Annotated in this window: 23 protein-coding genes and 1 pseudogene; 3 read left to right on the top strand and 21 right to left on the bottom strand. The window is 42.3% G+C overall.

Translation table 11 applies throughout. The annotated features are described in order from the left end of the window. Positions 1–326: 326 nt before the first annotated feature. Entirely contained in the window at positions 327–539 is a 213-nt protein-coding gene (locus PSI23_RS14255; protein ID WP_273555708.1) for a hypothetical protein, read from the bottom strand. A gap of 83 nt (positions 540–622) precedes the next feature. Between PSI23_RS14255 and PSI23_RS14250 the strand changes: the two are divergent. Next, positions 623–893 (top strand): annotated as a pseudogene (locus PSI23_RS14250) (transposase); the annotation flags it as partial. Positions 894–1082: 189 nt separating this feature from the next. On the opposite strand, the gene PSI23_RS14245 reads toward PSI23_RS14250, so the two are convergent. The 4 genes from PSI23_RS14245 to PSI23_RS14230 are packed head-to-tail and all read right to left on the bottom strand — an operon-like array spanning position 1083 to position 5720. Further along, positions 1083–2333 carry an HlyD family secretion protein gene (locus PSI23_RS14245; protein ID WP_273555707.1) on the bottom strand — a complete coding sequence of 417 codons (1251 nt, stop codon included), beginning with the start codon at positions 2331–2333 and terminating at the stop codon, positions 1083–1085. Further along, positions 2326–3789, bottom strand: a complete 1464-nt coding sequence (locus PSI23_RS14240; protein ID WP_273555706.1) for a TolC family protein — start codon at positions 3787–3789, stop codon at positions 2326–2328. The genes PSI23_RS14245 and PSI23_RS14240 overlap by 8 nt, the downstream gene beginning before the upstream one ends. Then, complete coding sequence (locus tag PSI23_RS14235; RefSeq protein ID WP_273555705.1) at positions 3782–5014, bottom strand: ABC transporter permease; 1233 nt, start codon at positions 5012–5014, stop codon at positions 3782–3784. The genes PSI23_RS14240 and PSI23_RS14235 overlap by 8 nt, the downstream gene beginning before the upstream one ends. Further along, positions 4983–5720, bottom strand: coding sequence for an ABC transporter ATP-binding protein (locus tag PSI23_RS14230; RefSeq protein WP_273555704.1), 738 nt, complete (start codon positions 5718–5720; stop codon positions 4983–4985). Before PSI23_RS14230 ends, PSI23_RS14235 begins: the two co-directional genes overlap by 32 nt. 306 nt (positions 5721–6026) lie before the next feature. On the opposite strand from PSI23_RS14230, the gene PSI23_RS14225 reads away from it, so the two are divergent. Together PSI23_RS14225 and PSI23_RS14220 are read left to right on the top strand one after the other, a co-directional pair. Next, on the top strand, positions 6027–6293 hold the full coding sequence (locus tag PSI23_RS14225) for an LCI fold-containing protein (protein WP_273555703.1): 267 nt from the start codon (positions 6027–6029) through the stop codon (positions 6291–6293). 196 nt (positions 6294–6489) lie between these two features. After that, a complete protein-coding gene (locus PSI23_RS14220) occupies positions 6490–6774 on the top strand; it encodes an LCI family antimicrobial peptide (RefSeq protein ID WP_273555702.1) in 285 nt (94 codons plus the stop codon). Between the two features lie 243 nt (positions 6775–7017). Here the strand turns inward: PSI23_RS14220 and PSI23_RS14215 are convergent, their stop codons facing one another. The 16 genes from PSI23_RS14215 to PSI23_RS14140 form a co-directional block, all read right to left on the bottom strand. Next, complete coding sequence (locus tag PSI23_RS14215; RefSeq protein ID WP_273555701.1) at positions 7018–8559, bottom strand: NAD(P)/FAD-dependent oxidoreductase; 1542 nt, start codon at positions 8557–8559, stop codon at positions 7018–7020. 27 nt (positions 8560–8586) lie between these two features. Next, positions 8587–8985: a DUF805 domain-containing protein gene (locus tag PSI23_RS14210; RefSeq protein WP_273555700.1), complete on the bottom strand. Its 399-nt coding sequence runs from the start codon at positions 8983–8985 to the stop codon at positions 8587–8589. Positions 8986–9167: 182 nt separating this feature from the next. After that, positions 9168–10445 carry a 4-aminobutyrate--2-oxoglutarate transaminase gene (locus tag PSI23_RS14205; RefSeq protein WP_273555699.1) on the bottom strand — a complete coding sequence of 426 codons (1278 nt, stop codon included), beginning with the start codon at positions 10443–10445 and terminating at the stop codon, positions 9168–9170. A gap of 35 nt (positions 10446–10480) precedes the next feature. Then, a complete protein-coding gene (locus PSI23_RS14200; protein ID WP_273555698.1) occupies positions 10481–10678 on the bottom strand; it encodes a hypothetical protein in 198 nt (65 codons plus the stop codon). A gap of 53 nt (positions 10679–10731) precedes the next feature. Continuing rightward, positions 10732–11469 (bottom strand): FadR/GntR family transcriptional regulator, encoded by a 738-nt coding sequence (locus PSI23_RS14195; RefSeq protein WP_273555697.1) that lies wholly within the window; start codon positions 11467–11469, stop codon positions 10732–10734. Positions 11470–11521: 52 nt separating this feature from the next. Then, positions 11522–12295, bottom strand: coding sequence for a nuclear transport factor 2 family protein (locus tag PSI23_RS14190; protein WP_273555696.1), 774 nt, complete (start codon positions 12293–12295; stop codon positions 11522–11524). A 15-nt stretch (positions 12296–12310) separates the two neighbouring features. Next, entirely contained in the window at positions 12311–13741 is a 1431-nt protein-coding gene (locus PSI23_RS14185) for a gamma-aminobutyraldehyde dehydrogenase (RefSeq protein WP_306309596.1), read from the bottom strand. Between the two features lie 459 nt (positions 13742–14200). Further along, a complete protein-coding gene (locus tag PSI23_RS14180; protein WP_273555695.1) occupies positions 14201–17293 on the bottom strand; it encodes a MexW/MexI family multidrug efflux RND transporter permease subunit in 3093 nt (1030 codons plus the stop codon). A gap of 13 nt (positions 17294–17306) precedes the next feature. Then, entirely contained in the window at positions 17307–18443 is a 1137-nt protein-coding gene (locus tag PSI23_RS14175; RefSeq protein ID WP_444876158.1) for an efflux RND transporter periplasmic adaptor subunit, read from the bottom strand. A gap of 723 nt (positions 18444–19166) precedes the next feature. Continuing rightward, positions 19167–20189, bottom strand: coding sequence for a 3-deoxy-7-phosphoheptulonate synthase (locus PSI23_RS14170; RefSeq protein WP_273555693.1), 1023 nt, complete (start codon positions 20187–20189; stop codon positions 19167–19169). 251 nt (positions 20190–20440) lie between these two features. Beyond that, positions 20441–21073 carry a pyridoxal 5'-phosphate synthase gene (locus PSI23_RS14165; protein ID WP_273555692.1) on the bottom strand — a complete coding sequence of 211 codons (633 nt, stop codon included), beginning with the start codon at positions 21071–21073 and terminating at the stop codon, positions 20441–20443. 9 nt (positions 21074–21082) lie between these two features. Then, on the bottom strand, positions 21083–21925 hold the full coding sequence (locus PSI23_RS14160) for a PhzF family phenazine biosynthesis protein (protein ID WP_273555691.1): 843 nt from the start codon (positions 21923–21925) through the stop codon (positions 21083–21085). Positions 21926–21985: 60 nt separating this feature from the next. After that, on the bottom strand, positions 21986–22279 hold the full coding sequence (locus tag PSI23_RS14155; RefSeq protein WP_273555690.1) for a hypothetical protein: 294 nt from the start codon (positions 22277–22279) through the stop codon (positions 21986–21988). Then, the gene (locus tag PSI23_RS14150) at positions 22269–24164 is read right to left on the bottom strand and encodes an anthranilate synthase family protein (RefSeq protein WP_273555689.1); all 1896 of its coding nucleotides are present in this window, start codon (positions 24162–24164) and stop codon (positions 22269–22271) included. The genes PSI23_RS14155 and PSI23_RS14150 overlap by 11 nt, the downstream gene beginning before the upstream one ends. Continuing rightward, a complete protein-coding gene (locus PSI23_RS14145) occupies positions 24161–24781 on the bottom strand; it encodes an isochorismatase family protein (RefSeq protein WP_273555688.1) in 621 nt (206 codons plus the stop codon). Before PSI23_RS14145 ends, PSI23_RS14150 begins: the two co-directional genes overlap by 4 nt. Before the next feature lie 233 nt (positions 24782–25014). Continuing rightward, a complete protein-coding gene (locus tag PSI23_RS14140; protein WP_273555687.1) occupies positions 25015–25476 on the bottom strand; it encodes a PhzA/PhzB family protein in 462 nt (153 codons plus the stop codon). Positions 25477–26238: the final 762 nt, after the last annotated feature.

Below are 26238 nucleotides of genomic sequence, written 5' to 3'. Positions count from 1 at the left end.
TTGCCAGACCGCAAGGTGTTTTAACAAATCAAAAGGGGTTTTTATAGCGGATTTATAGCTGAAAGCTCTACAGAACCCCCTGCCTAGCAGGGGGTTTTCTATATACAATAATAGATGAAACGTTAGTTGCGTTTCATCTTTGGTTATCACTTACGTGATTATTTACGTAACAGCGTGATTCCAAGCTGAGCCAACCACTTTGATTGCGTTCATTGTGATGTTCTCTTGGATCTGAATGGAAAAAACCCGTTATTTTAAACAGGATTTATCAGCAATTAAATATTATAAAGAAAAACCCGCCGAAGCGGGTTATTGAATGTTGTATATTACAGCTTGTGTATTCTGACGTTAGCAATTCTTGTTACATTAATACCGTTAGGCAAGCCTTCAACATGACTTAAAGCGTTATTCTCCAAGGTAGTTAAGAATCCATTCGCCGAGTTTAACGTACTTACATCAATATCTAGTGGAATCTGTGTACTAACTAAAACTGCATTGCTATCATCAACACCATCATAACTAACAATGTAAAGACCCATAAAATTGCTCCTCTAGCCATGAGTTCTTGTACACGCTACCTTGAGTATTTTCTTTTTGCCATTTGATTAATTAATAGCCTTTTATAAGATTTGTATTCAAACAAACCACAAACCCACCGGAAACCCTCTCGCTTGACAAGCTGGTGCCCAAAAATCATCTGGTGCATAAAGTCGATAAAGCCATTGATTTAGAATTCATCCACGAATTAGTATCCCCAGTGAACGCCGTCTGGTACAAAAAATTCAGGTCAATGCTGCTTATTGCTGGTTTCTGTACCTTGGAGTGACAGAGAAAGTACCTGATGCTTCCACCTTGAACCAGAATCACGCCGCCGTTTCAATCACACTGAGATTTAAGTGATTTCAGCCAGCTTGTGAACAACATTATTGTCTTCATTTTGATGTTCTGGCGTGACCTGACAGGAAAAACTGAGCTGATGAAAGCGGTAATATGCAGCAAAACTGTTCAAATACTGTTAAAGGCAAGCTAATAGTAAAAAGAATTAAAAGGCGAAGGCATTTACATATTTCGAATTATTGTTTTCAACGAGGCAGAGCGATAAATCCCTCTTCCAGTCCATGAACCTCCATACCTTCCGGCATAGCCTCCCCAACAGTTACCTGACGAGGCACGGCCTGACGTTTTAAATCCGGACGCCAATTTATTATTAATTGTCCATTGCTATCATGAGATAGTGCTGCTTCTGGTACAACTATTCCCTGTTCATTGCGATAAATAATAATATTAACTCTGGCACTCATACCGGGTCTGATGGGATAACTCTGGCTCATGGATGAAGTCACTTTAATCACAACATCATAATAAATCGCCGATCCTGGTTTATCCGTACTCACGCTTTGCATGGCAATGGTTTCAATTTCTCCATCCAGAGGGTGATCAGAAAATCCCTCCCCACTGATTTTTACTGTCAGCCCTTCTTTGAGTTTGGCGAGATCAGCTTCTTCAACCTGCGCCAATACCTGATATTGGGCTGTATCCATAATTTCCAGTAAGGGCATTCCTTCGGTAACGCGAACTCCTGTCTGAATCGTCAAGAGTTTTCCACTTTCTCCCTGTTTGGCACTAAGCGCAACCCCCGAAAATGGTGCCTTGATTTCTTTATGTAAGTATTGTTCCTGTAATGCCTGATAGCGGCTCGTTGCATTCTGAAGCTCCATCTTGGCGACATTTAAATTATTAAGACTTCCTTTTTGTCTAATGGACTTAAGATCGTCCTGTGCTGAAGCGAGTTCCATTAGTTGTCGGCGATGCTGCTGCTGGAGGGCTTCCACTTCTATTCGTGGAATGATGCCCCGTGAAAAAAGAGCCTGTGTTTTTGCGAGAGTATTTTTTAATTCCATAACCATATGGTTCGCATTTTCGACGTTTCTTCTGGCCCGGATGACTTCCTGACTATTTTCCCAGTCATGCAATTGGTCAACGACAGATGAGGACTTGATCATCTCAACTTGCGCCTGCCGAAGCTCAATATCAAGCTTTCGGGTATCAAGTGTGACTAATGTCTGGCCAGCTTTCACCCGCTGTCCTTCTTTGACCAAGACTTGTTTGATAATTGCATTAAATGGAGCGGGTATGGTTTCAAGACGCCCTGATTGCAGCTTGCCTACCAGTCCTAGTTGTTTTTCTATAAGGCCGTGTTTTACTTCAATCCACTGCACTGATCCCTGAGCTGGCGCTGGTTCTGAAAACAAATGCTCTGAGGACAAAAAGACAAAAAAACAAGCCACCACTACAAGTATGCCAGCTATGGCCCATCGATAACGTTTAATCATTGAGCGTTATCTCCCAGCTTTCCAGTGTGGTTCCAAGAGCTTGATCCAGTTCAGCCTGAGAATTGAGGTACTGGATAAGTGTATTCAGACGTGCATTTTCAGCATTTCTTAGATCGGTTTCAAAACTCAGGACCTGAAAGTTGCTGGATCGTCCGGCCTGTAATTTTTCCTGTTCAATTTCGAGTTTCTTTTGAGAAAGTGAACTGGCTTTTATCGCTAATTGATATTCCTGCCAGCGTGATTCTGTATCACGGATGACTTTGGTTACTGCTTGTTCCAGATTTATTTTTGCCTCCTCCAAGTGTAATTCCTGCTTCTGAACGTTTACTCTGGCCTGAACTTCCGTTTGTTTCTGTGCCATATCACCTATTGGAATATCCAGTTGTATCCCCACAAAATTTTCCCAATTTCGGGTTTCAGAAGATGATGAACGATTCTGGGACACGCCTCCGACCAGAGATAAATCCCAGAGTCGGTTATTTCGGGCCTGCAATAATTGAATATCTGCAGCTCTTGCAGCCAGTAACTGGATAAGATAGCCCGGTTGCTGAGCCTGTGCCTTTTTAATTGATTGTTCAATATTCAGGCTTACGTGAGTTCCTTTTAGCGTATCTGTAGCATAGATGGGAGTTTTGAGGTTTAGAGCAAGTAACTTAAGTAATGCCAGCTTCGTAGCATGCACATTGTTTTCAGCCTCTTTTGCCGAAAGCTCCTGCATGGCTAGATCAGCCTGCATTTGTATTATATCTGTCTGGGCCATTCTGCCTGCATTAATCAACTCTTTGTTGATCTCCACTAATTTCTGCATACGCTTAAGGGAAGCGACAGATAACGATTGTTGCTCCTGAGCACGGAGTAACGCATGGTAGGTCAGAATAATTTGCGTGATTGAATCGGAAATAGTCGCTTTTAAATTCAGCCGATTGGTTTGTTCACGGAGTTTAGCCAGTAAGATCGGGGCATTATTAACATCGAATCCTGCTCCTCGTAAAAGAGGCTGTATCACAGTAATACTTGCACCGTCATTGTGAAAGTTGTTTACCCCCAATTTAGTGTTATCACGAACCCAGGAAAGCGTGAAACGCGTTCCCAGAGGAGTAAGTAGTGTGGCATTAGGAGAAAGGTTAGTTTTCCTAAAATTTGCATCCTGATTTTTACCAGTAATGTAACGCCCACTCAGCTGTAGCTTTGGTGTGAACCGATCTTCTGCCACCCGTAAATCAAATTTCTGAGCGATACGATCCAGATAAACACTGCGGATCGCATAGTTATTCCTTAAGCCAAGCCATATTGCATCGCTCAACGACAGGCCTATAACCTCTCTTGAGGTCTCCCCCCGCAGACTATAATCAAGTTCTGATAAAGTTAATCGTTCCTGTTCAGATGCAGGGCTTCCTGTTCGAGGAAAAAGGAAAAACAAGGTCAAAGAGCCATAAAGAAAATATTTTTTAATCATCACGTAATGCCTGTACGGGTTCCATCTGTGAGGCTTTATGTGCGGGATAAAAGCCAGAGATAAGTCCCGCCACAATTGAACTACCTATCCCTAAAGGAATAGATAAAGGGGCTAAAGAAAATGACCAGCCAGAATAAAGTACGAAAAGAAAGGAGACGATGACACCTGCCAGTGCACCAAGGATTGCGCCGGCAAAAGTCAATGCTGCCGCTTCATACAAAAAAAGGCGCCGGATATCATGGGGTCTTGCGCCTAAAGCCATACGTAACCCAATCTCTTTTCGTCGGGCTGAAACGTTCATAAGCATCACATTTGAAATTGCAATACCGCCGGTGAGTAGCGAAATGCCTGCCAACCCGATCAGCATGAAAGAAAAGGTTTTGCTTTGATCTGCCATTCCTTCCAGTAATTTCTTAAGTATCTGGACATCAATTTCAACCTCTGGAAACTTACGCTTGAGCAACGCCAATAAATCCTTTGCATCGGTTTCTGTGGTCGCGGTTGTTATAGTACGAGCGATAATGCCGTTCAGATCAGTATTGGCTGATATTTTACGCATGGCGTTTATAGGAACAATCACCACCGAATCCAAAGAAAAAGGAAAGATGGGATTTCGCCCTTTTGTATTAAAAATGCCAATCACAGTGTATAAATAATTGCCAAGCTGAATCTGCTTGCCAAGGATACGGGATGGCTCCCCTTGAGTCAGAGTAACAGCCACTTCATTGCCAATGACCAGATGAGAAGAGTGCTGGTCATAATCAGAGATGAACCGGCCATAGCGAAGTTGCAATTGCATGACTTCCTCAAGCTCCGCAGAGGAGCCTATCACGGTAAATGTTTCTGTTTTCCCGCTATAGCGCCCGAGAGAAGGAAAATAGATCCACGGTGCTGCTGAAGATAAACCAGGAATAGCCGTTGTCAGGTCGGTCATTTTAATTGACGCACTACCAACCCCATGATTATAGGAGTTCAGATTTGCTGTAATGACATTGATATCAAGCCCACTGAACATTTTCAATGCAGCCAGTGTGGCGTTATGCCCAGTATTAATAAATGCCACAACAGACGCGCAACCAATAGCAATACCCGATAAAGCAAGCAAGGTACTTCTCCCTGTTGCCATTAAGTTACGCCAGGCTTCTCTCCATATCATTAATACCGACATGCCATAGTTGCCGGACCGGCTATTATCATGCATGAATTGCCATACCTCTGGTTTCATGCAATTGACCGTCAATGATACGTAATTCACGCTGCATATGGTTCGCAACCACAGGGTCATGCGTTATTACGACCAGCGTCATCGCTTTGTCTGTGTGAAGAGAAGCAAGTAACAATAAAATTTCTTCTGCTGTTTGTTGATCCAAGTTACCGGTAGGTTCATCAGCCAGCAGTAACGAGGGTTCTCCCACCAGTGCTCTGGCGAGCGCCACTCGCTGTCGCTGTCCGCCGGATAAGTCTGCCGGATAATGAACGGCACGATGTGAAAGACCAACCAAATGCAGTTTTTCTCTGGCTATTTTATAGGCCTGTGAGGCTGAGACACCACGGTAAAGAAGCGGCAGAGCGACGTTCTCTGTGGCTGTCATTCCGGCTAATAAGTGAAAGCTTTGAAAAACAAAGCCAATTTCTTTATTGCGCATCCTGGCACGAAGGTCAGAGTTTGCTGTTGACATGTCAATGCCACAAAGAAAATACTCCCCGGAGGTTGGTTTATCCAACAGACCAAGAATATTCAGTAATGTGCTTTTACCTGACCCCGATGTTCCGACAATAGCGCAACTCTGACCGACAAAAATTTGTGCAGTGATATTTTTCAGGACCGGTGTTTGGTCTTCTCTACCATGTTGATAAACACGGGTTAACCGTTGCATATTGATAACAGGTGATATCGGTACTGTAGACTGAATATAATTTATAAGATCCATTATTTTTTATAATTTCTCCACTTTTTTAATATCTATATTTATATTTATCAGAAGAAATAGCCTTTTTATTAAAATAACTAATTTTTGATAACATAATAAATAAAATAATATCATCACGATGACCTATCATAAATTATGATAATATAAGTTAGGTTTCCAATCCAGAATGAAATATATAGGTGGTTTATAAATCTTAAAATTGTAACATCACTTATGATGATTTAGATTTAGTATGCATTAACAAATATTATTTGATAAATCATGCAATTAATCTGCAAATTCTAAAATTATTAAAGGAGAATTGTTATGTTCAGGAAATTATTAACCGTTGGGGCATTAGCAGCAGCATTAATCGGAGGAATTGGGACTGCATCGGCATTTAGCGGATATGAATACTGTATAAATTCGCAAGGATACGATAGTGGAAAGGGGGTAGAAGTTAGATCTGTTGTTCATGCTGAGAACCGTTTTGCTAATGTATTTACAGAAGGTGGGTTTAAATGGTATTTTAAAACCTCTAAATCTTGTAATAATGGACAATATGTTGCTCTCTATGAAGGTAGAAGGATTTAATTTTCTACCGAAAAACCTCTTATTATAGGTTTTTTAGGACACTGACAAACCTCATTAAAAATAACGGGGTTTTTACGTAATTATATCCTCTATTTTTTCTTATCAACCTGTTGTAACAGTCTTTTCATAATGCTACAACAGGTTAATAAGTAATAAATTCAAACCGCAAGCTGCAACATTGTTAAAGGAATGTTTTATGTTTAAGAAATTATTAATAGGCGGAGCATTAGCAGCAGGTATTACCTTAACTGGTGGCATTGGAACTGCATCGGCAAGCATAGATATTCCCTGGATCAATTGTTACTCCTCTCCTGAAAAATACGATAATGGCATATATACTAAATATCTTGTTAAAGAGGGTATTGTTTTTCTTGATGTACGTCATGAAAATGGAATCAAATGGTATTTAAAAGGATTTAAAAAATTATATGTCTGTGGAATGAATGTTTATGTTGGTAAATATGAAGGTGTAAAGCAATAGAAAAATCTCCTTATCACAGCCCCCCTAATAAGCCTCATTGAAATAATGGGGTTTTGATTTCATTATGGATAATAATATCCCGTTATTTTATTTGTTAACTACCAATATAAAATAAAAAACATATATAGTTTCTAAAATTTCAGCAATGATCAGACAGAAAACAACGAACCGGCGTTGACTGGCCGGTGCAGTCCTTATAGTGAATTACCGTTCCATTGCCCCTGAAACCCCACGCTCTGCTACTCAGAACGAAACCAGCTCTGCCGGATTAAGTGTGCTTATCACTCCGAGAACGCCCTTAACCAACGGAATGGCTACCGGAGAGAGATAGGAACCCAGCGGGATATTCATGTGGTCAATGCTGGTAAGCATGGTAAAGTCGTTGTTGCGTCCGGTAAAATCGTCGCTGATAGCTTTGCCAATGCGTACCGTCTGCGCCACTCCATGACCGCTCCAGCCATGTACCATATACACGGGTACGCTATTGCCGCTCTTGCGGGCGTCGGTGGCACCGTTCAGGGTCAGATCGCTGATCCCACCCCAGGAATATTCCAGTTCGGGCTTTTCCAGCTGCGGGAACACGGTTCTGATACGCTCAAGCAGATAGTTGTTCACATCACGCTGTGACCAGGAGTTGCCAGTACCCTGTCCACCAAACAATAGGCGGTTGTTGCGCACCGCACGATAGTAGTCGATCTGTAACTGTGTATCGTAAACCGGCAGATCTGACGGGATCAGCTCTTTGACATCCACTGGCAACGGCGGCGTTACCGCCACGTAGGTGAAAAAAGGCATCGTGGTGGAAGGGCCGGAGATAAACTTACCGGTGGAGCCATGCACACCCAGCACCACGGCTTTACTCGCCCTGATAACCCCACGCTCAGTTTCTACGACTGTGCCACCAGCATCCTGCCTGATGCCCTTCACTTTCGTGCTGTCGTAGATTTGCCCACCCAGTCTGGCAAAACCATAAATTAGGCCACGTAATAGTGCCAGAGGCTGGACCTGTCCGCCGATACTGTCGATATTTGCTCCATGGTAGATGCCAGAACGCACATACTCTTCCTGCAGTTCGTGCGGCCCGATAACCTTCACCGCCGTATCTCCCAGCTGGCGCCGGGCATCGACATTAGCCACCAATGGCCCCATGTGACCTGCGTGTACCGCAGCAGTGATATGACCATACTTGCGATCACATTCGAAACTGTAACGATCACAGAGTTCATCCACGAGATTCATCGCTTCAACCGATGCAAAACGCCATAAGCGTTTAGCCTCATCGGATGAAAGTTTTTCCAGCATAGTTTCAGCTTCCCAGCGTGCGATCCCGGGGGTCATTTGTCCCCCGTTGCGACCAGAAGCGCCCGAACCAATGTTATCCTTTTCAACCAGAATCACATCCACGCCCGCTTCAGCAAGATGCAATGCCGTGGAAGCACCCAATAACCCACCACCAATAACCACAACCTCACAGCTCTGGTCCCTGGGCAGGCTTCCAAAAGCTGACCAGTCAGCTAGAGAGGCTTCATAATAGTTGGCTGGCATGGCGTCAGCAGCAGCGTCTTTATGCCAGTTCCAGATGCGCGGATCCAACCCCAGCCGGCTGGTTCTATGCTGCGCATCTTCCAACAGTGTTAGCCGGAGCTTATCAACATTGATGGAAGGAGCATCGACTCCGGTTAAGGTCCGAGCGAGCAGGGAGAAGGTGGGAAATACGGATGAAAGCACTCCTGCCCCCGCGAGCATCGCGGTGGTAGAGATAAAGTTTCTTCTGTTAATTGTCATTTCAGCATTCCTGTTATGATCCTGAAATCACCCGTTGGCCTGATCCGGGGCGTTTCCCAGTGAGTGAATCCGGCTCTCTGAGCTGTATTTATTGCTGCCAGTGCTCCCTTTCAGACCGGCGAGAATCAGCAGAATAACAATGCCGATAAACGGTATGAGATGCAGCAGTAACCACCAAGCGCTGCAATTGATGTCGTGCAGGCGACGGGCATTCACTGCTAGTGCGGGCAAAAACGTGAGCAGCAGATAGACGGCACTGAACCAGCCCATATAAATTTCAGGATTGGCAACGGCAAAATAGCTTTCAAGGAAAGAGATAATAAATACAGCCAAGCTCTGGAACAGAACGAAATACCAGAACTCTTTACGCCGGGCTCGCCCCCTGAAGCATGCATAGTTCTTTAATACATTTAAATACCAGTGCATTTTTGTCCTCTCTTATGAAGCAGCAGGTTCCACCCTGCCGCCCCGCTCATTTTTTGGTTAATCCCGCCTGTTGCCGCCTATTAAGCGACAGAAAAACCATCTGTGGGAAAATGCTGAGTGAATCAGGCATTGGATTACTCAGCATCAGCCTTAAGCCAGTGCACAATCATTACGCCCCTTCTTTACGCTTTAGTCAGATCGAGCAGCACAGATTCCAGAATGTTAAGCGCTTCGTCAAAAACGTTATTTTGTATGGTCAGCGGCGGAAGGAAGCGGATCACGTTGCCGTGTACACCGCACGTTAACAAGATCAGGCCACGCTCCAGTGCTTTCTGACGTACCGCGTTGGTAAAGCTGGCATCGGGTTCCTGACTATCCGCTCGGTTAAACTCCACCGCAATCATCAGCCCGAGCCCACGCACATCAGCGATCTGCGGAACACGTGGTCGCAGTTCATGCAGGCACTGTTTTAGTTGTTCACCCAGCTGCGTCGCCCGCGCATTCAGCCCCTCTTCTTCGATCACATCCAACACCGCATGGGCGGCCGCAATCGCCACCGGGTTACCACCATAGGTTCCTCCCAGACCACCAGGCACTACAGCGTCCATCAATTCTGCACGTCCCGTCACAGCAGCCAGCGGCAAACCACCCGCCAGACCTTTCGCCATCGTGGTCAGATCGGCAACAACCTCATGATGCTCCATAGCAAACAGTTTGCCCGTACGTGCGAAACCAGTCTGGATCTCATCGGCGATAAGTACAATGCCGTGGCAATCGGCAATCTCACGCAGGGCTTTGAGCAGCCCGGGAGGAGCAGGATAGAAACCGCCTTCGCCCTGTACCGGTTCGATGATGATGGCCGCGACACGCGTGGGCTCAATGTCGGATTTAAAGAGATTCTCCAGCGCATTCAGCGTCTGTTCCACGCTAACGCCATGCAGCTCGACCGGAAACGGAACATGGTAAATGTCGCTAACCAATGGGCCGAACCCCATTTTGTACGGTGCAACTTTGCCGGTTAATGACATACCGAGGAAGGTACGACCATGGAAAGCACCACTGAAAGCTATCACGCCACTGCGCCCGGTAGCGGCACGCGCGATCTTCACGGCATTTTCCACCGCCTCGGCTCCGGTAGTGACAAAGACGGTCTTCTTTGCAAAATCACCCGGCACCAGGTGGTTCAGACGTTCAGCCAGCACCACATAATTTTCGTAGGGCACTACCTGATGACAGGTGTGGGTAAACTGTTCCAGTTGTTCTCTGGCTGCCGCGATGACGCGCGGATGGCGGTGGCCGGTATTCACCACGGCGATACCGGCGGCAAAATCGATATAACGTTGCCCCTGAGCGTCCCAAATTTCAGCGTTTTCCGCACGCTCCGCATAGACTTGTGTGGTCACGCCCACGCCTTTAGCGATAGCTGCGTTGCGTCTTTTGGCTAACATAGATTCAGTCATAAATGAAAATTCCTCAGCAATCTGATAAGTGGGCTTCAGCAGGCAAACGCCCGATGTGATTCGGTGTGTGATAACGGTAGGATCACCAGACGCAGTGAAGGTACTTCACCATCGGCTGACTGATTAACGTCCTGACTCTTCCATAGTGAACCGGAGCGCACTCCCGGCACTGTCGAGGTCAGGATATCGTCCAAGATGTTTCTGACCCGTTCTACATGTATGTTGTTGTACATATGCCGCTTCCTTTTCTGGGATGAATGCAGCCGCGTTACTCGCGGGCGGGTCTTTACAAGAACGGCGCATCGGTATCCATGCGCAATTTGCATTCAAGCAAATGGTCGGTGATTCGGGCAATCATCCCCTGCGCCAGCCGATAACAGGCTAAGTCATCAGCTTTATGTAGAGCGTTCAGGAGTGAACGCCAGGCGGTGACAACCTCGCGGTGTACCACTGTTTCCCGGTACAGAAACGCCACCAGAGGTGTCCATTCGGCCTGAATCTCCAGCTCCTGATTGGCAAGTCTGGCCGAGTGCGCCTGAGATGCCAGAGTTAACAGGCAGCGCATATCTGCCTGTATACGGGTATCCGGTTGTGTCGTGGCCGCAAAGCTGTCGATCAACTGCCCAAGCTTCTGCTGTTCACCCGGCGTTGAACGTTGAGCCGCAAGCCTCGCACTGTGGCCGATCACGGCACAGTGAAATTCGCTGAGATCCGCGAGTTCACCTGAAGCCATCAACCGCAACGGATGATATTTTCGCATTGTCTCAACAGGAACCTGACACACGAAACTACCACCATGACGTCCGCGCCGGGTATCGAGCAACTGTCTGGTGCGCAGCGTATTCAGGGCATCGCGTACAGTTACCGGCGACACCCCCAACAAACGTGACAGCTCGTTTTCATTAGGCAACTGCTCATCGGCTTGTAATACCCCGGATATGATCGCGTTACTTAAACGTTCCACAACCTGTTCGGCCCGGGTGGCCTGATCGAGCGGTGCGTAGACGACGGAATATGCCATCATTCTTTAATTCCTGATTGAAAAAAGACGGGTTCCGGCATGTCTGCAAACGACACTAAAAAATACCGTGGCGATGCAGCGCTTTCGTATCCTCCGGTACTGGGGTGATAGCATCCCAAAGCTCAGCCACTTTGCTGTTCTCAATGCGCCATAGCTCGAAGTAGCTGTGACGCGCCCCAGCGATACTCCCCTCCGAATGGGTCAGAACAAACTGTCCATCGGCTACTGTACGGTGAATTTTAGTGTAATACAGGCCTTGCCCTTCATCCCTGAGTTGCTTAAGAAACGAAATGAGCGCAGCCGTACCATCGGGAATATCGGGGCTGTGCTGGCGAAACAATTCACCATTGGTGTAATTGCCGAACTCTTCGTAGTGACCCTCGATCAAGGTACGTGTGAAAAAATTGACCACCAGTTCGCGATTCTTCTCCCGGTCATGACCATGGCCTGCTTCCGTCGGGCCGTCTAACTGAGTACGGCCACTGGCATTGGGTGCAGCCTGTGGCACCAGACCGTCCCAGTGTTCCACAATTAAGCCGTCGGCAACCCGGTACAGATCGAAACCGACCAACGGCTGGTCGTCTAACCCCGTAAAACGACCGTGGATGGCGACCAGATCACCATCCTGGAGTACACGATACGTTTCGTGATGCAGTTCAGGATGTGTCCAAACCAGCTCACGCAATCCGGCAAGACCATCTTTAACCAACGGGGAGTGTTCGATGAAATGCGGCGAAAAACAACGCTCAAGCGCCCCTACATCACGGTCAGTAAACAGCTCGTGGTGAGCGCGCGACACTAAGTCGCGTGGAGATCTATTCTGAATCATTACGGATGCCCTGTATTAGTCGTTGGAACTCATCACGTGTTTGATACGCGTATATTCATCGAAGCCATAAGCCGACAGATCTTTACCATATCCGGAGTCCTTGAAGCCGCCATGCGGCGCTTCTGCCGTAAGAGGAATATGGGTGTTAATCCAGACAGTACCGAAATCGAGCTCACGTGACAGGCGCAACGCACGACCATGGTCGCGGGTCCAGACACTGGAGGCCAGTCCGTATTTCACGTCGTTAGCTTTTTCTATGGCATCCTGTTCATCGCGGAACTTCTGCACCGTAATAACCGGGCCGAAAATCTCGGTCTGGATTGCTTCGTCGTGCTGTTCCAGACCGGTAATTACTGTAGGTTCAAAATAATAACCCGAACGTTCAGCCTGACGGCCTCCTGTTTCGATACGGGCATGAGCAGGCAGGCGCGCAATGAACCCTTTGACCTGCTCCAACTGACAGGCATTATTTAGTGGCCCATACAGCGCCTCTTTATCTTCCGGATAGCCAAAGCGGGTGGCTTTAGCTGCTGCTACCAGTTTGGCGACGAAGGTATCGTAAACAGATTCATGCACCAGCACACGCGAGGCTGCTGTACAATCCTGACCAGCGTTGAAGTACCCCGCGATAGCAATGGTCTCCGCCGCTTTGTCCATATCTGCATCGGCGAAAACAACCACCGGCGCTTTACCACCTAGTTCCAAATGTGCTCTGGTGAGATTAGCTGCCGCCGAAGAGGCAACCTGCAAACCTGCGCGTACGGAACCCGTGATGGAAACCATCGCTGGCATTTTGTGTGAAACGACCAGAGCGCCGGCGCTGGCATTACCCAGCACCACGTTGAATGTACCGACAGGGAAGAACGGAGCGGCCAGTTCAGCCAGCAACAGAGTACTTTCCGGCGTGGTATCGCTCGGTTTGAGTACCACAGTATTGCCCGCTGCCAGAGCAGGCGCTATCTTCCATACTGCCATCATCAGCGGATAGTTCCACGGCGTCACTTGCCCCACCACGCCCACTGGTTCGCGCCGGATGCTGGTCGTCATATCAGGAATATATTCAGCAGTAGCCTTGCCTTCCAGAAAACGGGCGGCACCGGCGAAGAAACGAATATGATCCACTGATGCTGCAACTTCTTCAGAGGCAATCAGATGCTTGAGCTGCCCCGTATTGCGGCTTTGTACTTCGATCAGACGGTCAGCGTTTTTTTCCACCGCATCGGCTAATGCCAGCAACGCTTGCTGACGTGCTGACGGTGTGCTGCGACCCCAGATTTTGAACGCCTCTTTAGCCGATACATAAGCTTCATCAACATCCGCCGCAGTCGCGTTAGGAGAACACGCATAGGCTTCACCAGTGACCGGGCTTACCAAGTCAAAATATTCGGAACCTTTAGATTCAACATACTGACCATTAATGAAATGCCTGAACATCGGTATCGCCATGGTTACCTCCTAATGGATTGAATAGCATAAAATATAACCTATGATTTAATATATTCAATGGTTGCATTAATGTCAATTTTGTAAAAAAAAGGTAAAAATAAACGAATAATTAGATACATAGATGTAACTTTCAGCACTTCTGTTCAGGAAAAATATGCCGATATGTGAGCAGGATCGAGGATTTCAGATTTTACGAATCGGGTAATATGGGCAAACCTACGGGTTCAGTCTGGCTATCAGTCTGGCTATAGTGGTATAACAATTACGGACACCTCATAAGCCTGCTAATCTTATTCACATGAAAATGAGATATCAAAATGAAAAGCAATCAGACAAGACGTCAATATTCGGCTGGATTTAAGCTCGACATTGGGGAAAATGGGGCCGCCAATATAAAGCAGAAATGAAGAACCCCGCCGCAAGCGGCGAGGAATTCGACCCTGAGAGATTAAAATAACGTTAAATTGACTTATTCAATATTTTATCAGCCTCGATCAATTGTTGTTTTCTCGGTGTTATTGCAGCAGAAGAGTGGTTTCTTGCCAAGAACGTATATACCGTCGGCAGTACGAATAACGTGAAAAATGTTCCCACCAGCATCCCAGATACAATCACCAGCCCAATACCAAAACGGCTATTTGCACCCGCACCACTAGCAAACAACAGTGGAATCAAGCCAATCACCATTGCTGCTGTCGTCATCAATACCGGGCGAAGACGAATTTTTGCCGCCTTCAAGATCGCTGAACGCTTATCTATCCCTTCAACTTCCTGTAACTTATTGGCAAATTCCACCATTAAGATACCATGCTTGCTAATAAGTCCTATTAGCGTTACCAGTCCAATCTGAGTATAAATATTAAGTGTGATATATCCCATAGCTAATGGTATCAGAGCACCACAAATAGAAAGTGGTACAGTGATCAAGATAATCAAGGGATCAACAAGGCTTTCATATTGAGCAGCCAATACCAAATAAATGATGATCAACGCAGCCAAAAAAGCAAAAACCAGAGCATGACCCTCTTGTTTATATTGACGGGAATCAGATTGCCAATCATAGCTGAATCCTGCTGGCAAATTATCCAGTATTCCCTCAAGGAGAGTTACAGCTTGCCCTAAAGTCACCCCTGGCGCAGGAATGGCCTGAAAAATTGCTGCATTCTGCTGATTGAACTGAGTCAGTTTATTGGGTTCAATTTTCGTCGAGATTGAGACCACTGTAGAAAGCGGGATCATCTTTTGATTTTCGGTCCGCACAAAATGATGTGCCAATGCTTCTGGCGTTAATCGCTGACTGCGTATACTTTGTGGAATGACATCATATGAACGACCATTCATCCCAAATCTGTTGATATAGTTTTCGCCTACCAGCAACGCCAGTGATTCACCAATATCTTGCATTCTAATCCCCAAGCTATTGGCTTTAGCACGATCAACCCGCACTTGTACTACTGGATTGTTATAATCCAGATCACTGTCTACAACAGCAAATATTCCGCTCTCACGTGCTTGCTGTTTAATTTCTTCCATTGTTTGGTATAGGATGGGGTAATCCTGCAAACTACGCAGTACCATCTGAATGGGCAGTCCCCCAGTGGAGCCAGGTAATGGTGGAAGCTGGAATATAAAAATACTACTCCCTTCTACTTCTCCCACTGCCGCTTGTAATTGTGCTTGAATATCCGAGGCCGTGCGCTTGCGTTCACTCCATTCTGTCAAGTTCACCCCACTAAAACTTGAAGAAAGCCCGTCAGTTCCATTAATAATCCATGTACCAACCATCTCTGGAACTTCATTAAATACTCGGTCAAGTTTGTGGGCAAATCGCTCTATATAATCCAAATTAGCATGTTGTGGTGACTTGATTGCTGCCAATACACCGGCCTGATCTTCTACTGGAGCTAATTCCTGACGCGCTTGCTTATAGAGTAAAGGCAAACTTATAACGACTAATAAAGCAAATACGCCTGTTACCCATCGATAACGCAAAGAAATATTGAGCAAACGAGAATAATAGTGAGCTAATTTCTCAAAAAATGCCTCAGCCGCCAGTGCCATTCTTCCTTCTTGCTGTTTCGGCTGTAATAAAAAAGAACTCATTACTGGCGATAAAGTCAGAGCCACTATACCTGATACGATAACAGCCCCTGCCAACGTTAAAGCAAATTCCTTAAACAGGGCACCTGTCAGCCCTGACATCAAACCAATCGGTGCATAAACTGCAGCAAGAGTAATCGTCATTGCAATCACAGGACCTGCTACTTCTCGCGCGCCAATTAAGGCTGCCGCAATAGGTGACTTTCCTTCTTCAATATGACGATGTACGTTTTCAACTACTACGATAGCATCATCGACCACAAGGCCAATTGCCAGCACCATTGCCAATAGAGTCAGTAAATTAATACTGAAACCAAATAACAGCATTAATCCCGCAGCGCCTAGCATCGACAAAGGGATAGCAACAATTGGAATCAATACACTGCGCAACGATCCCAGACAGAGATAGATCACTATCATAACAATAATCAATGCTTCTAACAGAGTATTGGCAACTTCATCAATCGAAGCTTTAATAAAGCGAGAAGTCTCAAATGCCAACTCAACCTTAACTCCCGGAGGAAGTGTTTTTTGGATATCAGGTAATAGGCGCTTGATACCATCGACAATGACAAGTGGGTTACCTGTTGGAGTTGAAAATAATCCCAAATGCACAGCGGTCTTACCATTCAACATCGCGCTGGTTTCAGTTGCTGCAGAGCCCAGTTCCACTGTGCCAACATCTTTAAGACGAACTAACCCATTACCATCATTGCGGATAATCAGATCACGAAACTCCTCAACATTGGTGAGATCGGTATTAACATGCACATTTGAAACAACATATTCTCCTTTCACTTTCCCTGGGGCGGCTTGATAATTATTTTGCCTGACCGCTGCTGCAACATCCGCTGCTGTCAATCCACGTCCAGCAAGGCGATCTGCATCCAGCCATAAGCGCATAGAAAGCTGTTGTCCTCCCATTACTTGTACTTTCGAGACATCTTCAATGGAGGAAAACATTGGCTCAACTACTCTTGAAAGATAATCTGTCACAGCGGGTACTAGCAAAGTATCACTGGAAAATGCAACATAAGCGACAGCCGTTGATTCCCCAGATGACAGTTCAATCACAGGATCATAAGCCTGTTTTGGCAACTTGTACCTGACTTGGTTTACCTTTGCCATCACCTGTGCCAAGGCTTGGGTGGAATCACGATTAAGCTCCATACGTATAGTAACGATACTTCTACCTTGCACCGAAGAAGAAGATAAATAATCCACCCCTTCTACAGAAGAAACTGCCTGTGAAATAGGTTGAGTGACAAATCCTTGCATCAAGTCGGATGATGCACCTGGATATTCCGTCCTGACGGTGATTGTTGAACTTTCTAATTGTGGATATTGCCGAATGGAAAGTTTACTCAGGGCAAACATACCCAACAACAGGATCAATGTACTGACTACCAGAGCAAGCACTGGCCGGCGAACAAAAAGATCGGTAAATGTCATTTTTCCGTCTCCATTAAGAACCTGTTGCAGGTGATTTCGCTGTATTCAATGTATCATCAGCAACCGCGACCACTTGTGTGCCATCATTTAATTTCAGTTGGCCTGATGTCACAACTAACTCTCCCTGAGACACCCCTTTCTTGATTTCCACCATGCTGTTCCAACGTTGCCCCACTTCAACGGAAACACGTTTTACCGTCATAGGCTGTTGTTCAGTTGTTTTTCCATGCTTTTCTATGTCTTGTCCTGTACCTTGTGCCACAAATACAGTATCCCCATAGGCGGTATAGGTCACAGCCGTTTCTGGTATAGTCAAAACTGGAATATTATCTTGACGCACAACTTGGATACTAGCGTACATTCCTGCTTTCAGTTTCCCATCAAGATTATTCAGGAGTGCCTGCACTTGTACAGTACGGGATTTACCAATCAGGGGATCAATAGCACTTATCTTGGCGGGGAAATTCTGATTCGGATAAGCATCAACTTGTACATTTACTGTCTGCCCAACATGCAACTCAGGACTTGTCTGTTCATCCAACGAAAAGTTCAGTTTAAGATTTTTTGCATCCACCAAATTGGCAATAGCGTTACCCGCATGTAGAAACTGTCCTACATGCACCTGTCGAATTCCCATTACGCCTGAAAATGGTGCCCGAATTGCTTTCTGAGCAATGAGTGCTTCGGTCTGACGAATAGCAGCCAACGCCATATCACGCTCTGCCAGCGCATTATCCAGTTCGGCAGCGGCAGCAACCTTGTTGGTAAATAATTTGCTGGTGCGTTGATATAACCTGTCAGCATTTTTCCACTGAGCCTGCAAACGAACAAGTTCAGCCTGTTCAACTGCATCGTTAATTTGCACCAGTAACTGACCTTTCTCCACATATTGACCAGACTGAAACTCAATACTAATTATTCTACCACTGGTTTCCGACGCCAAATGTATTTGTCTGTCAGCCTCAAGCTCCCCAACACCATATAATATTCTAGGGAGATGCGTTTCTTTTACTTCCGCCAAAGCCACCTTCACAGGTGGATAGGCCATATATCCTGATTCATTCTTAGCTGAACTATTTAGTTTATAAACGAAAATTCCAACCACTAACAATAAAGCGATTCCCAGGCCAACCACGATTTTTTTTCCTATCATTTATATCAACCTTTTCATTGTGTGAAATATTTGCTTATACTTTGCGTTTTTCTCAAGTGATTCGTAATTTCTGTATTTCCGTTGCCAACAATCCCCAACAACCGTGGTATATTCAAGTACAAATTAGAATGAAATTATTTGCTTTTATTAGGAAAACGCCCAAAAGTATGGCTTATAAAAATGGTGAGTAGTAATGAGTCAATTGCTGATGCGATATTAAAAAATAATAGAACAAAACCCTATAGCCTAGAAATTTTCAACTTACCTACATCAAACCATCGCATAAACCACCCTCACATTTTTTATATAGAAACACTATTTTTCCAACATAGTGGAGTAAAAGTATGGCATTTTTCCGACTGACGTACACAACAAATATACATTATAAAACCTTAAGTTAACTTGAGGTCAATAGAGATGAATAAAAATAAAAAAATTGGCGGATTCACGTAATCAAAGTAACCAACACCGTTTTCCTTCAATTGAGTTACGTTATATTGCAATTATCAAGGCTGCACAAGGCATTGACATCTCATTGAAATAATTATCTATACTAAATTAATTACTTTATCAATGTTTTTCAGATGATATAATAACTGCAATAGTAGAATTTCCATTTAATAAAAATAAGAAAGCCGCAGGATATATTCATCCACACAGCTTAATACGTCAGTACATTTCTGAACATAGCAAAGAATAAAAAAAGCAGGTGTATCACTATTATGAAACTTTATTTAACATTACTTCATTAAGCTTATCAAGTAACACTATAGTATCTTGCCAATGCAAACAAGAATCAGTAATGGATTGCCCATAAACCAAGGGATGACTCAGAGATTGATTACCCTCTTCAATAAAACTTTCAGCCATTATACCTCTTATAATTTCCATACCTTTTTTTATTTGTTGACATATAGACTCTGCAACTACTAATTGTTGTTTATGATTTTTTTGACTATTGCCATGACTCAAATCTACCACAACACTCCTTCTAATTCCTTGATTTTTAAGTTTTTCGTTAAGTTGCAAAATATCAACCTCATGATAATTAGGCTCTTTTCCTCCTCGAAGAATGACATGGCCATATTGATTACCTAAAGTAGATATCAATGATAATTTCCCATCATTATCAATAGAACAAGTTATATGTGAATGATTAGCCGCTTTAATTGCATCAATAGCCACTTGCACATTACCATCAGTACTATTCTTAAAACCAACAGCATAAGGCAATGCAGATACAAGCTCCCGATGTGGCTGTGATTCTGTTGTCCTTGCTCCTATCGCTGCCCAACTGATCAAATCAGAGTAATAGATGTATAGATATGGGTTGAGAATTTCTGTTGTTGTTGCTATTCCCATTTGATTAATCTTATAAAGAAGCTTTCGCGAACGATATAGACCATCTTTATAGTGAGCAGAGCCATCCAAATCAGGATCAGAAATAAACCCCTTCCACCCTAATGTCGTTCTAGGCTTTTCCAAATATGTTCTCATTACAATAAACAATGAATCTTGATACTGTTGTATTATAGATTTTAACCGTGATGCATAGTCCAGACATGCTTCTTCATCGTGAACAGAACATGGACCAATAATGACTAATAACCGTTTATCTTTCCCTTTTAAAATATTTTTAATAATTTTTCTACTACTATCAACATGTAGTAAAATCTGAGGACTGAGCTTTATTTCAGAAAAAAGTTGATTTGGAATAGGTAAGGTTGCTAAATTTTGATTCATAACTAACCTCTAACAATACCTTTACAATTATCATGATTATTTGTTTGAAAAATATCGTAATTTTGTGTAATAAATACAAAACAGAATTATATCATTTCAATACTTTATTAATTATCTTTATATCTCAAAATCTTTTAGCAAATCTTTAATAAAGCTCCTCTAAAATAAATTCCAATTAAATATTATTAAGCAAAGTTAATTTTTAAAATTATTTAATAACATAGTCCAATGCCACGAGAAAAAAAATTTAATTACGGCTGTAGTCTTAAACTCTCCCACCCGTTCTGAGTATGCTCAAAACGTAGCCTTTTATGTAAACGGTTAGAACTTGCAGACCAAAACTCGATAGCGTGAGGTTCAAGCAGGTAAATAGTATATCTACTAGGGCAAGGTAATGCCCCAGTACCATCAAGATCTTGTGCGGATATAAGGAGTTGTTCATTCGATATTAAAGGCTCACTTTGATAGGAAACTGTTGACATTGGATGCAAAGGTATTGCACGTTTATTCCATTCCTCAATCGCTCGTTCCCGAGTAAGCGCTTTAACCTTCCCACTTACGGAAAGCTGGCGACCAAGTTCACGCCAATAAAAATGTCCACAAGCAAAAGGATTATCTTTAATATCTTTTATTTTTCGACTACAGCTATGTGTAGCAAACACAATGCCTTCATTTGTGAATTCTAAAATAGCCATTACACGGGATGACATGTTTCCAGAAAGATTTGTGGTCACCAAAACCATCGCACAAGGTTCACGGACATCCTCATTAATTGCTTCTTGTAACCATTTTCTCCCTAACCCAATAGGATCATTAGTAAGGGAATCATATTCAGGAAAGACATAATCCAACTTGCCAGTCATACTTTCAAAAATGCTGCTCATGCTTTTGCCCTAAATAAAATATTGACCTGTTGCAATCTGAAATGCATAGCCGCCAGCCTCAAGGCAAAATTCTGCTTTCTCCATTTTAGCTATTGATTTCATATAGGATGGCCTTCCCATTTCAACACCTTGCATAATTTCTATGGTTTTCCCAAACTCAACTAAACCATATCGACAAAGATGCAGCGCCAGAGGGCCTGCAGCCGAACCCGTTGCTGCATCTTCCGCAACACCGTAAGCAGGAGAAAACATACGTAATCGCCAACCATCAGCGCCATTTGGACAGAAACATAAAGCGGCCATGTTATTAAACTGAGAAAGTTTTTTTAGATCCGGGCTAATTTTTGCGAGTATATCGACGTTTTCAACACCAACAAATACATGTCTCGGCCCTACATCATACATATCTATTGGTAATGTACTTTTTTCCACGCCAAGCGCCTCAAGCAATTTTTGTCTATATTCATAGGGAGAAATAGCGGGTTTTGGCTGTTCCATTTGTACATAAGCTGTATAAGGTTGTTCTTTTACTAAATCAACTGAAAATCGATAAACTCCTTTTTGTGTTTCGATATTCATTTCAGACAATCCTGTTTCTTGTGCTAAAGCTAACGCAGTGCCAAGTAAAGGATGTCCTGCAAAACCTAATTCATTGACTGGAGTAAAAATTTTGACATTTGCATCACCATCTTTCAAAGGAGAACGAATAAACGTTGTTTCAGAAAGATTTAATTCAGCAGCCAATTTTTGCATATGATAGTCATCCATATCGTCACAGTTAAAAAAAACAGCGACTGGATTTCCGGTAAATAGCTCATTCCCAAAAGAGTTTACAATAGTATACTTATGCATATTCCACCTATGTTATTATATCGACTCAACAGTAAAATAATTAATTAATACTTGATAAATTTAATTAACCATATTTAATTTATTTAATACATCGAATATAATTCTGTGATCTGGCATTCTTCCTATAATCTCTCCTGATATATTATTTGGCATTACTGAAACATCAGGTTTATCTCCATTCCAAATCATCAAAGCTCCCCAACACCTTCCTTTGTTTGAAGTAAACCAAAATTTTTTAGTCAAATTAGACACACTTTCCCATTCTTCTAAAACTTGCTTTGTCAAACTTGCAGATAGAATATCTACATCAGGATCATTGTCATCAAGATCCCACCAAACTAATTCAATTTTCATTCGTTATCACCGAAAATATAGCATCTCTTAATATCCTATGACCTTCTTTAGTCAGAATTGATTCAGGATGGAATTGCATTGAACAAAAATTCGGCCCTTTTAATCCATGAACTTGTTTTGACTGGGCATCCCGATAAACCACAACATCACCTACAGGACTTTTTATATAATCTGATTCCGAAATAGCCGAAAAAGTATTATAAAAACCAACAGACTCTGTTTTTCCAAAGATGGATATTTGTTTTTGTATCCCTTGATTTGGTGGATAAAGACGTTCTATAGATAAACCAAATAAAGAGCATAAAATTTGGTGTCCAAAACAAATAGAAATAAAAGGTTGCTTCCGTGCTATTGCATTCATTGTTATATTCCGGCTTGTTATAACTCTTAAATCAGTTAACTTGCATGGATCACCAGGACCAGGGCCTACAATAAGTAACTTTGAATTGCTAATTTCGCCTATTAAAGAATATGATTTAACTTCAACTTTAAAATCTAATTCACGTAGTTGATATGCCATCATTGATGTAAAAGTATCTTCATTATCTAAGATGACAATCTCTGGTTTATTTATATAATTTAGTGAATATTCAGGGGAATGAAAAATATCTCCGAACCAAAAAGTTGAAAGTCGCTCATTCCTCCTATTAAGTAACTGGGCAATTTTTTCTTTTTTAAGCAAAGTGTCAAAAGCAGTGATACCCATAGCATTTTGAATAGCGGCAGCTTTAGCAATAGTCTCCTGTACTTCTGAAAGCGGATTAGAATCACGAACCAACGTCGCACCAACTCCCACCTGCATTTTCCCATCTTTTGATATTTCAGCAGTACGAATAAGGATTGCAGAGTCTAACCGTGGGTTACTATTAAGATCATCAATTAAAGCAATAAAACCACTATAGTAAGAACGCCCATAATTTTCATAGCGTGCAATTACTCTAGTTGCATTTTCTAAAGGACTACCAACTACAGTTGGTGCAAACATTGAGCGCTTTAAAATTTCAGATATAGACAATTCTGTAGAACCTTTCAGATTATAACAGACATGTGCCAATTTTGACATACGAATAAGTGATGGCCCGCATACTTTAACATCAGAAGAACAAATATCAGTCATCATTTTCAGTTCTTCATCAAGAACCATCGATAACTCTCCCTCTTCTTTAGTATCGCGTAAAAACTCCAGAAGTCCGTCTTGAGTTTGACCAGAAGCAGGAAATCTATATGTACCACTTATAGGTGTCATTGTGACTGATTTAACATTAAGACTAATGTGCATTTCTGGTGAAGCACCAACTAAGGTCACGTCATTCATACGAATAAAAAAAGTCCAATAAGCGCCTTTTTCTTGTTCCAATAAGTTACGAAAAATCGTCATTCCAACATGATCACTATAATCTGTAATAGAGCCATTAAAGGTACGTTTAATAACGAAATTGGCACCCTCTCCTGTACCTATTTCATTCGCAATTATTTCTTTGACAATTTTTTCGTAATTTTCATCATTTGGATTGAAATAAGAATTGCTAAGATTTATCGGTACATCAGGTAAAATATCGATAGCTTCTTCAAGTAAAAGTGTTTCATAATCATTGATACAAAGGACACGAAAAGGTGTACTGTCTTCAATAATAGTGAAACCACGTTCTTTAATCTGGCGATAAGGTGTAACAAGAAGAACACCCCAATTACCAATATCCCGTTGTTCTTTTTGAACTTGATCTAACTCTTTTAAATTTTCAAGAATTTGTTCTGTGCCAATGAGTACTTCAAGCGTTGCCTTTTTAAATCTTTCTGGTCTATACACTAAAGCATAGGTATCGAAATGACCTTCAACGACTTTTTGCAAGATTGTTTGTGTCTCAAAAGAAAGAGATGTAGTCATTTGCAAACCTCTTCAGTTGGCAATACACTAGCGCAACATTCAGCAGCATATATTAATGTTTGTAAATGAGCTTGTTTTGAGAAATCTGCAATAGCATCCTGTACAAGAAATACTTCAATATCTCTTGAGTAAGCATCAACAGCGCTTGCCTGTATTCCAATATGGGCAAAAACGCCACAAATAATTATTTGGTCGCGTTTTTTTTCAATGAAAACTTCATCAAGAGGTGTGGCATGAAAAGCACTATATCTCCATTTGGTTAAAACTGTATCTTCTTCCCGTGGTGCTATTTCTTTTGCAATAGCAGTATGTTCATTTTTACTGTTCATACCTTTCCCCCATATATCATAAAGGAGACCACGTTCTTTCCCAGACATATCACCACGTTGAGCGGTATAAACAATAGGTATATTGTTTTTCCTAGCGTAAGAGATAAGTTTCTGACAATTTTTTATCAACTCTTGTTTCAAGTGCAAAGAAAAAAAGTCCAAGAAATATGTTTGCATATCATGTACAAGCAATATGCTATGGCTATTATTATGTTTCCATTTTACGTTATTTATCACATTAAATTCAGGTGATTGGAGTGTGTAACTCTCAACTTTAGGAATACCCATACTTTTGCTCCATTGCAAAATAATATATCCAAAATAGCCATTATTATAATTAATATGGCTTTACCCTTCGTCTTTCAAGTTGCCTCTTTGTTGGCTGCGCTCACTCACCCCGGTCACATAAGTTATCTATGCTCCCGGGGATTAGCTCCCTTGCCGCCGCGGCGCATCTTGAAATCCATCGGGTATATCTATAGTTTATGATTAAATTACTTCAAAGAACTCAAATAAACTAATCAGGTAGGAATGCCACTTCTATTAATTTTAGGAAGATCAATACCTAATGCTTTAAACTGTTGACATGGATTCATAAATTCACGTTGGATTTTTATTTTTCCATTTTCAAATCCGAAGTAATGGATAAAATGATTTTCATACATACCTTCAGGATACCCTTCAAAACGAATTATTCCTTTCCCATCACATTCAACCCAAAAAATATTTGGGTCTTGGGTATCAAATATAACGATATTGTACCAATACCAATCAGGGAAGCATTTCAAAGACCAAACAGCATGCTCAGCCAAACGAACCTTACTTTTGATCATAATTGCCTCTCCTGTATCTGTAGTCCAAAGCCCACCACACCCATCTTCAGTAAATAGTTCGTGTCGTTTCAGCCTATCTTGACCTTTCGTATTCATATACTTTTCGACAATCAATCGATTATGTTGCCGTACTTCATTATCTTGAATCATGGTACTGTCTCCTCAATCGAAAATACTAATAATAAAATGACAATAAGAAAGAATGATAATAAAATTAATTTAATATCAACGTTTATTAGTTTAAATTCAATCCAGTAATGTAATGCCTTATTCTAAAAGTGTTTATAAATATATTATGAAGTTCTTTGATATGATAGCGACTATGCCTAATAGGCTCTAAGCGCACCATATTGAAATGCTCAACACCAGATGATTTCTTTCATACACAATCAATGATTCGCCATAAATAATGTTAATTTACAATTAACATTATTAAAAAATATTACTTATTTCACCCACCTTATTTTTAATCTTCGTTAAATCTAACACCTACCTTAAACATTAAACTTTTCATTCATTACCCTACGTAAAAACATGGAATATAAAATGTAACACAAAAGAAAAAACAGAAATAACACACAATTTAGATATTGGATTAAATCATCACGAATTAATATATTTACTTAGTAAGAATTTTTAATTTTAAGAATATCGACATAACCAACCATTATATTAACGTATAAAAACAATAAAAGTATAAAATAAAGACCTTGCTAAGATCTAAATACTAGTATGTAAGTTAATAAAATGTAAATGGACAATTTGAATTTAATACAAAAATGTGTTTAATATCACAATTAGCAAAAAACAAAAAATTTATCGTTGAAGTGCACTTGAATAGCAGGAAGAGTAATAATTATCCCTTTATTAAAAATTATTATACTAACCTGCCTTCAGGTAGCTCAGAATCAT

The organism is Xenorhabdus yunnanensis (genome assembly GCF_028598805.1).
Lineage (GTDB): Bacteria > Pseudomonadota > Gammaproteobacteria > Enterobacterales > Enterobacteriaceae > Xenorhabdus > Xenorhabdus yunnanensis.
The sequence above is the reverse complement of the archived record's forward strand: the minus strand, read 5'-3'. Positions and strand labels throughout refer to the sequence as shown.

Excerpts from the sequence above, each read along its gene's own strand:
- PSI23_RS14200 (WP_273555698.1), bottom strand. The coding sequence starts at position 10,678 with ATGTACAACAACATACATGTAGAACGGGTCAGAAACATCTTGGACGAT.
- PSI23_RS14240 (WP_273555706.1), bottom strand. The coding sequence starts at position 3,789 with ATGATTAAAAAATATTTTCTTTATGGCTCTTTGACCTTGTTTTTCCTT.
- PSI23_RS14230 (WP_273555704.1), bottom strand. The coding sequence starts at position 5,720 with ATGGATCTTATAAATTATATTCAGTCTACAGTACCGATATCACCTGTT.
- PSI23_RS14165 (WP_273555692.1), bottom strand. The coding sequence starts at position 21,073 with ATGAGCAGCATTTTTGAAAGTATGACTGGCAAGTTGGATTATGTCTTT.
- PSI23_RS14180 (WP_273555695.1), bottom strand. The coding sequence starts at position 17,293 with ATGACATTTACCGATCTTTTTGTTCGCCGGCCAGTGCTTGCTCTGGTA.
- PSI23_RS14245 (WP_273555707.1), bottom strand. The coding sequence starts at position 2,333 with ATGATTAAACGTTATCGATGGGCCATAGCTGGCATACTTGTAGTGGTG.
- PSI23_RS14160 (WP_273555691.1), bottom strand. The coding sequence starts at position 21,925 with ATGCATAAGTATACTATTGTAAACTCTTTTGGGAATGAGCTATTTACC.
- PSI23_RS14195 (WP_273555697.1), bottom strand. The coding sequence starts at position 11,469 with ATGATGGCATATTCCGTCGTCTACGCACCGCTCGATCAGGCCACCCGG.
- PSI23_RS14210 (WP_273555700.1), bottom strand. The coding sequence starts at position 8,985 with ATGCACTGGTATTTAAATGTATTAAAGAACTATGCATGCTTCAGGGGG.
- PSI23_RS14215 (WP_273555701.1), bottom strand. The coding sequence starts at position 8,559 with ATGACAATTAACAGAAGAAACTTTATCTCTACCACCGCGATGCTCGCG.
- PSI23_RS14205 (WP_273555699.1), bottom strand. The coding sequence starts at position 10,445 with ATGACTGAATCTATGTTAGCCAAAAGACGCAACGCAGCTATCGCTAAA.
- PSI23_RS14225 (WP_273555703.1), top strand. The coding sequence starts at position 6,027 with ATGTTCAGGAAATTATTAACCGTTGGGGCATTAGCAGCAGCATTAATC.
- PSI23_RS14150 (WP_273555689.1), bottom strand. The coding sequence starts at position 24,164 with ATGACTACATCTCTTTCTTTTGAGACACAAACAATCTTGCAAAAAGTC.
- PSI23_RS14155 (WP_273555690.1), bottom strand. The coding sequence starts at position 22,279 with ATGAAAATTGAATTAGTTTGGTGGGATCTTGATGACAATGATCCTGAT.
- PSI23_RS14255 (WP_273555708.1), bottom strand. The coding sequence starts at position 539 with ATGGGTCTTTACATTGTTAGTTATGATGGTGTTGATGATAGCAATGCA.
- PSI23_RS14185 (WP_306309596.1), bottom strand. The coding sequence starts at position 13,741 with ATGGCGATACCGATGTTCAGGCATTTCATTAATGGTCAGTATGTTGAA.
- PSI23_RS14140 (WP_273555687.1), bottom strand. The coding sequence starts at position 25,476 with ATGATTCAAGATAATGAAGTACGGCAACATAATCGATTGATTGTCGAA.
- PSI23_RS14220 (WP_273555702.1), top strand. The coding sequence starts at position 6,490 with ATGTTTAAGAAATTATTAATAGGCGGAGCATTAGCAGCAGGTATTACC.
- PSI23_RS14145 (WP_273555688.1), bottom strand. The coding sequence starts at position 24,781 with ATGGGTATTCCTAAAGTTGAGAGTTACACACTCCAATCACCTGAATTT.
- PSI23_RS14190 (WP_273555696.1), bottom strand. The coding sequence starts at position 12,295 with ATGATTCAGAATAGATCTCCACGCGACTTAGTGTCGCGCGCTCACCAC.
- PSI23_RS14235 (WP_273555705.1), bottom strand. The coding sequence starts at position 5,014 with ATGAAACCAGAGGTATGGCAATTCATGCATGATAATAGCCGGTCCGGC.
- PSI23_RS14170 (WP_273555693.1), bottom strand. The coding sequence starts at position 20,189 with ATGAATCAAAATTTAGCAACCTTACCTATTCCAAATCAACTTTTTTCT.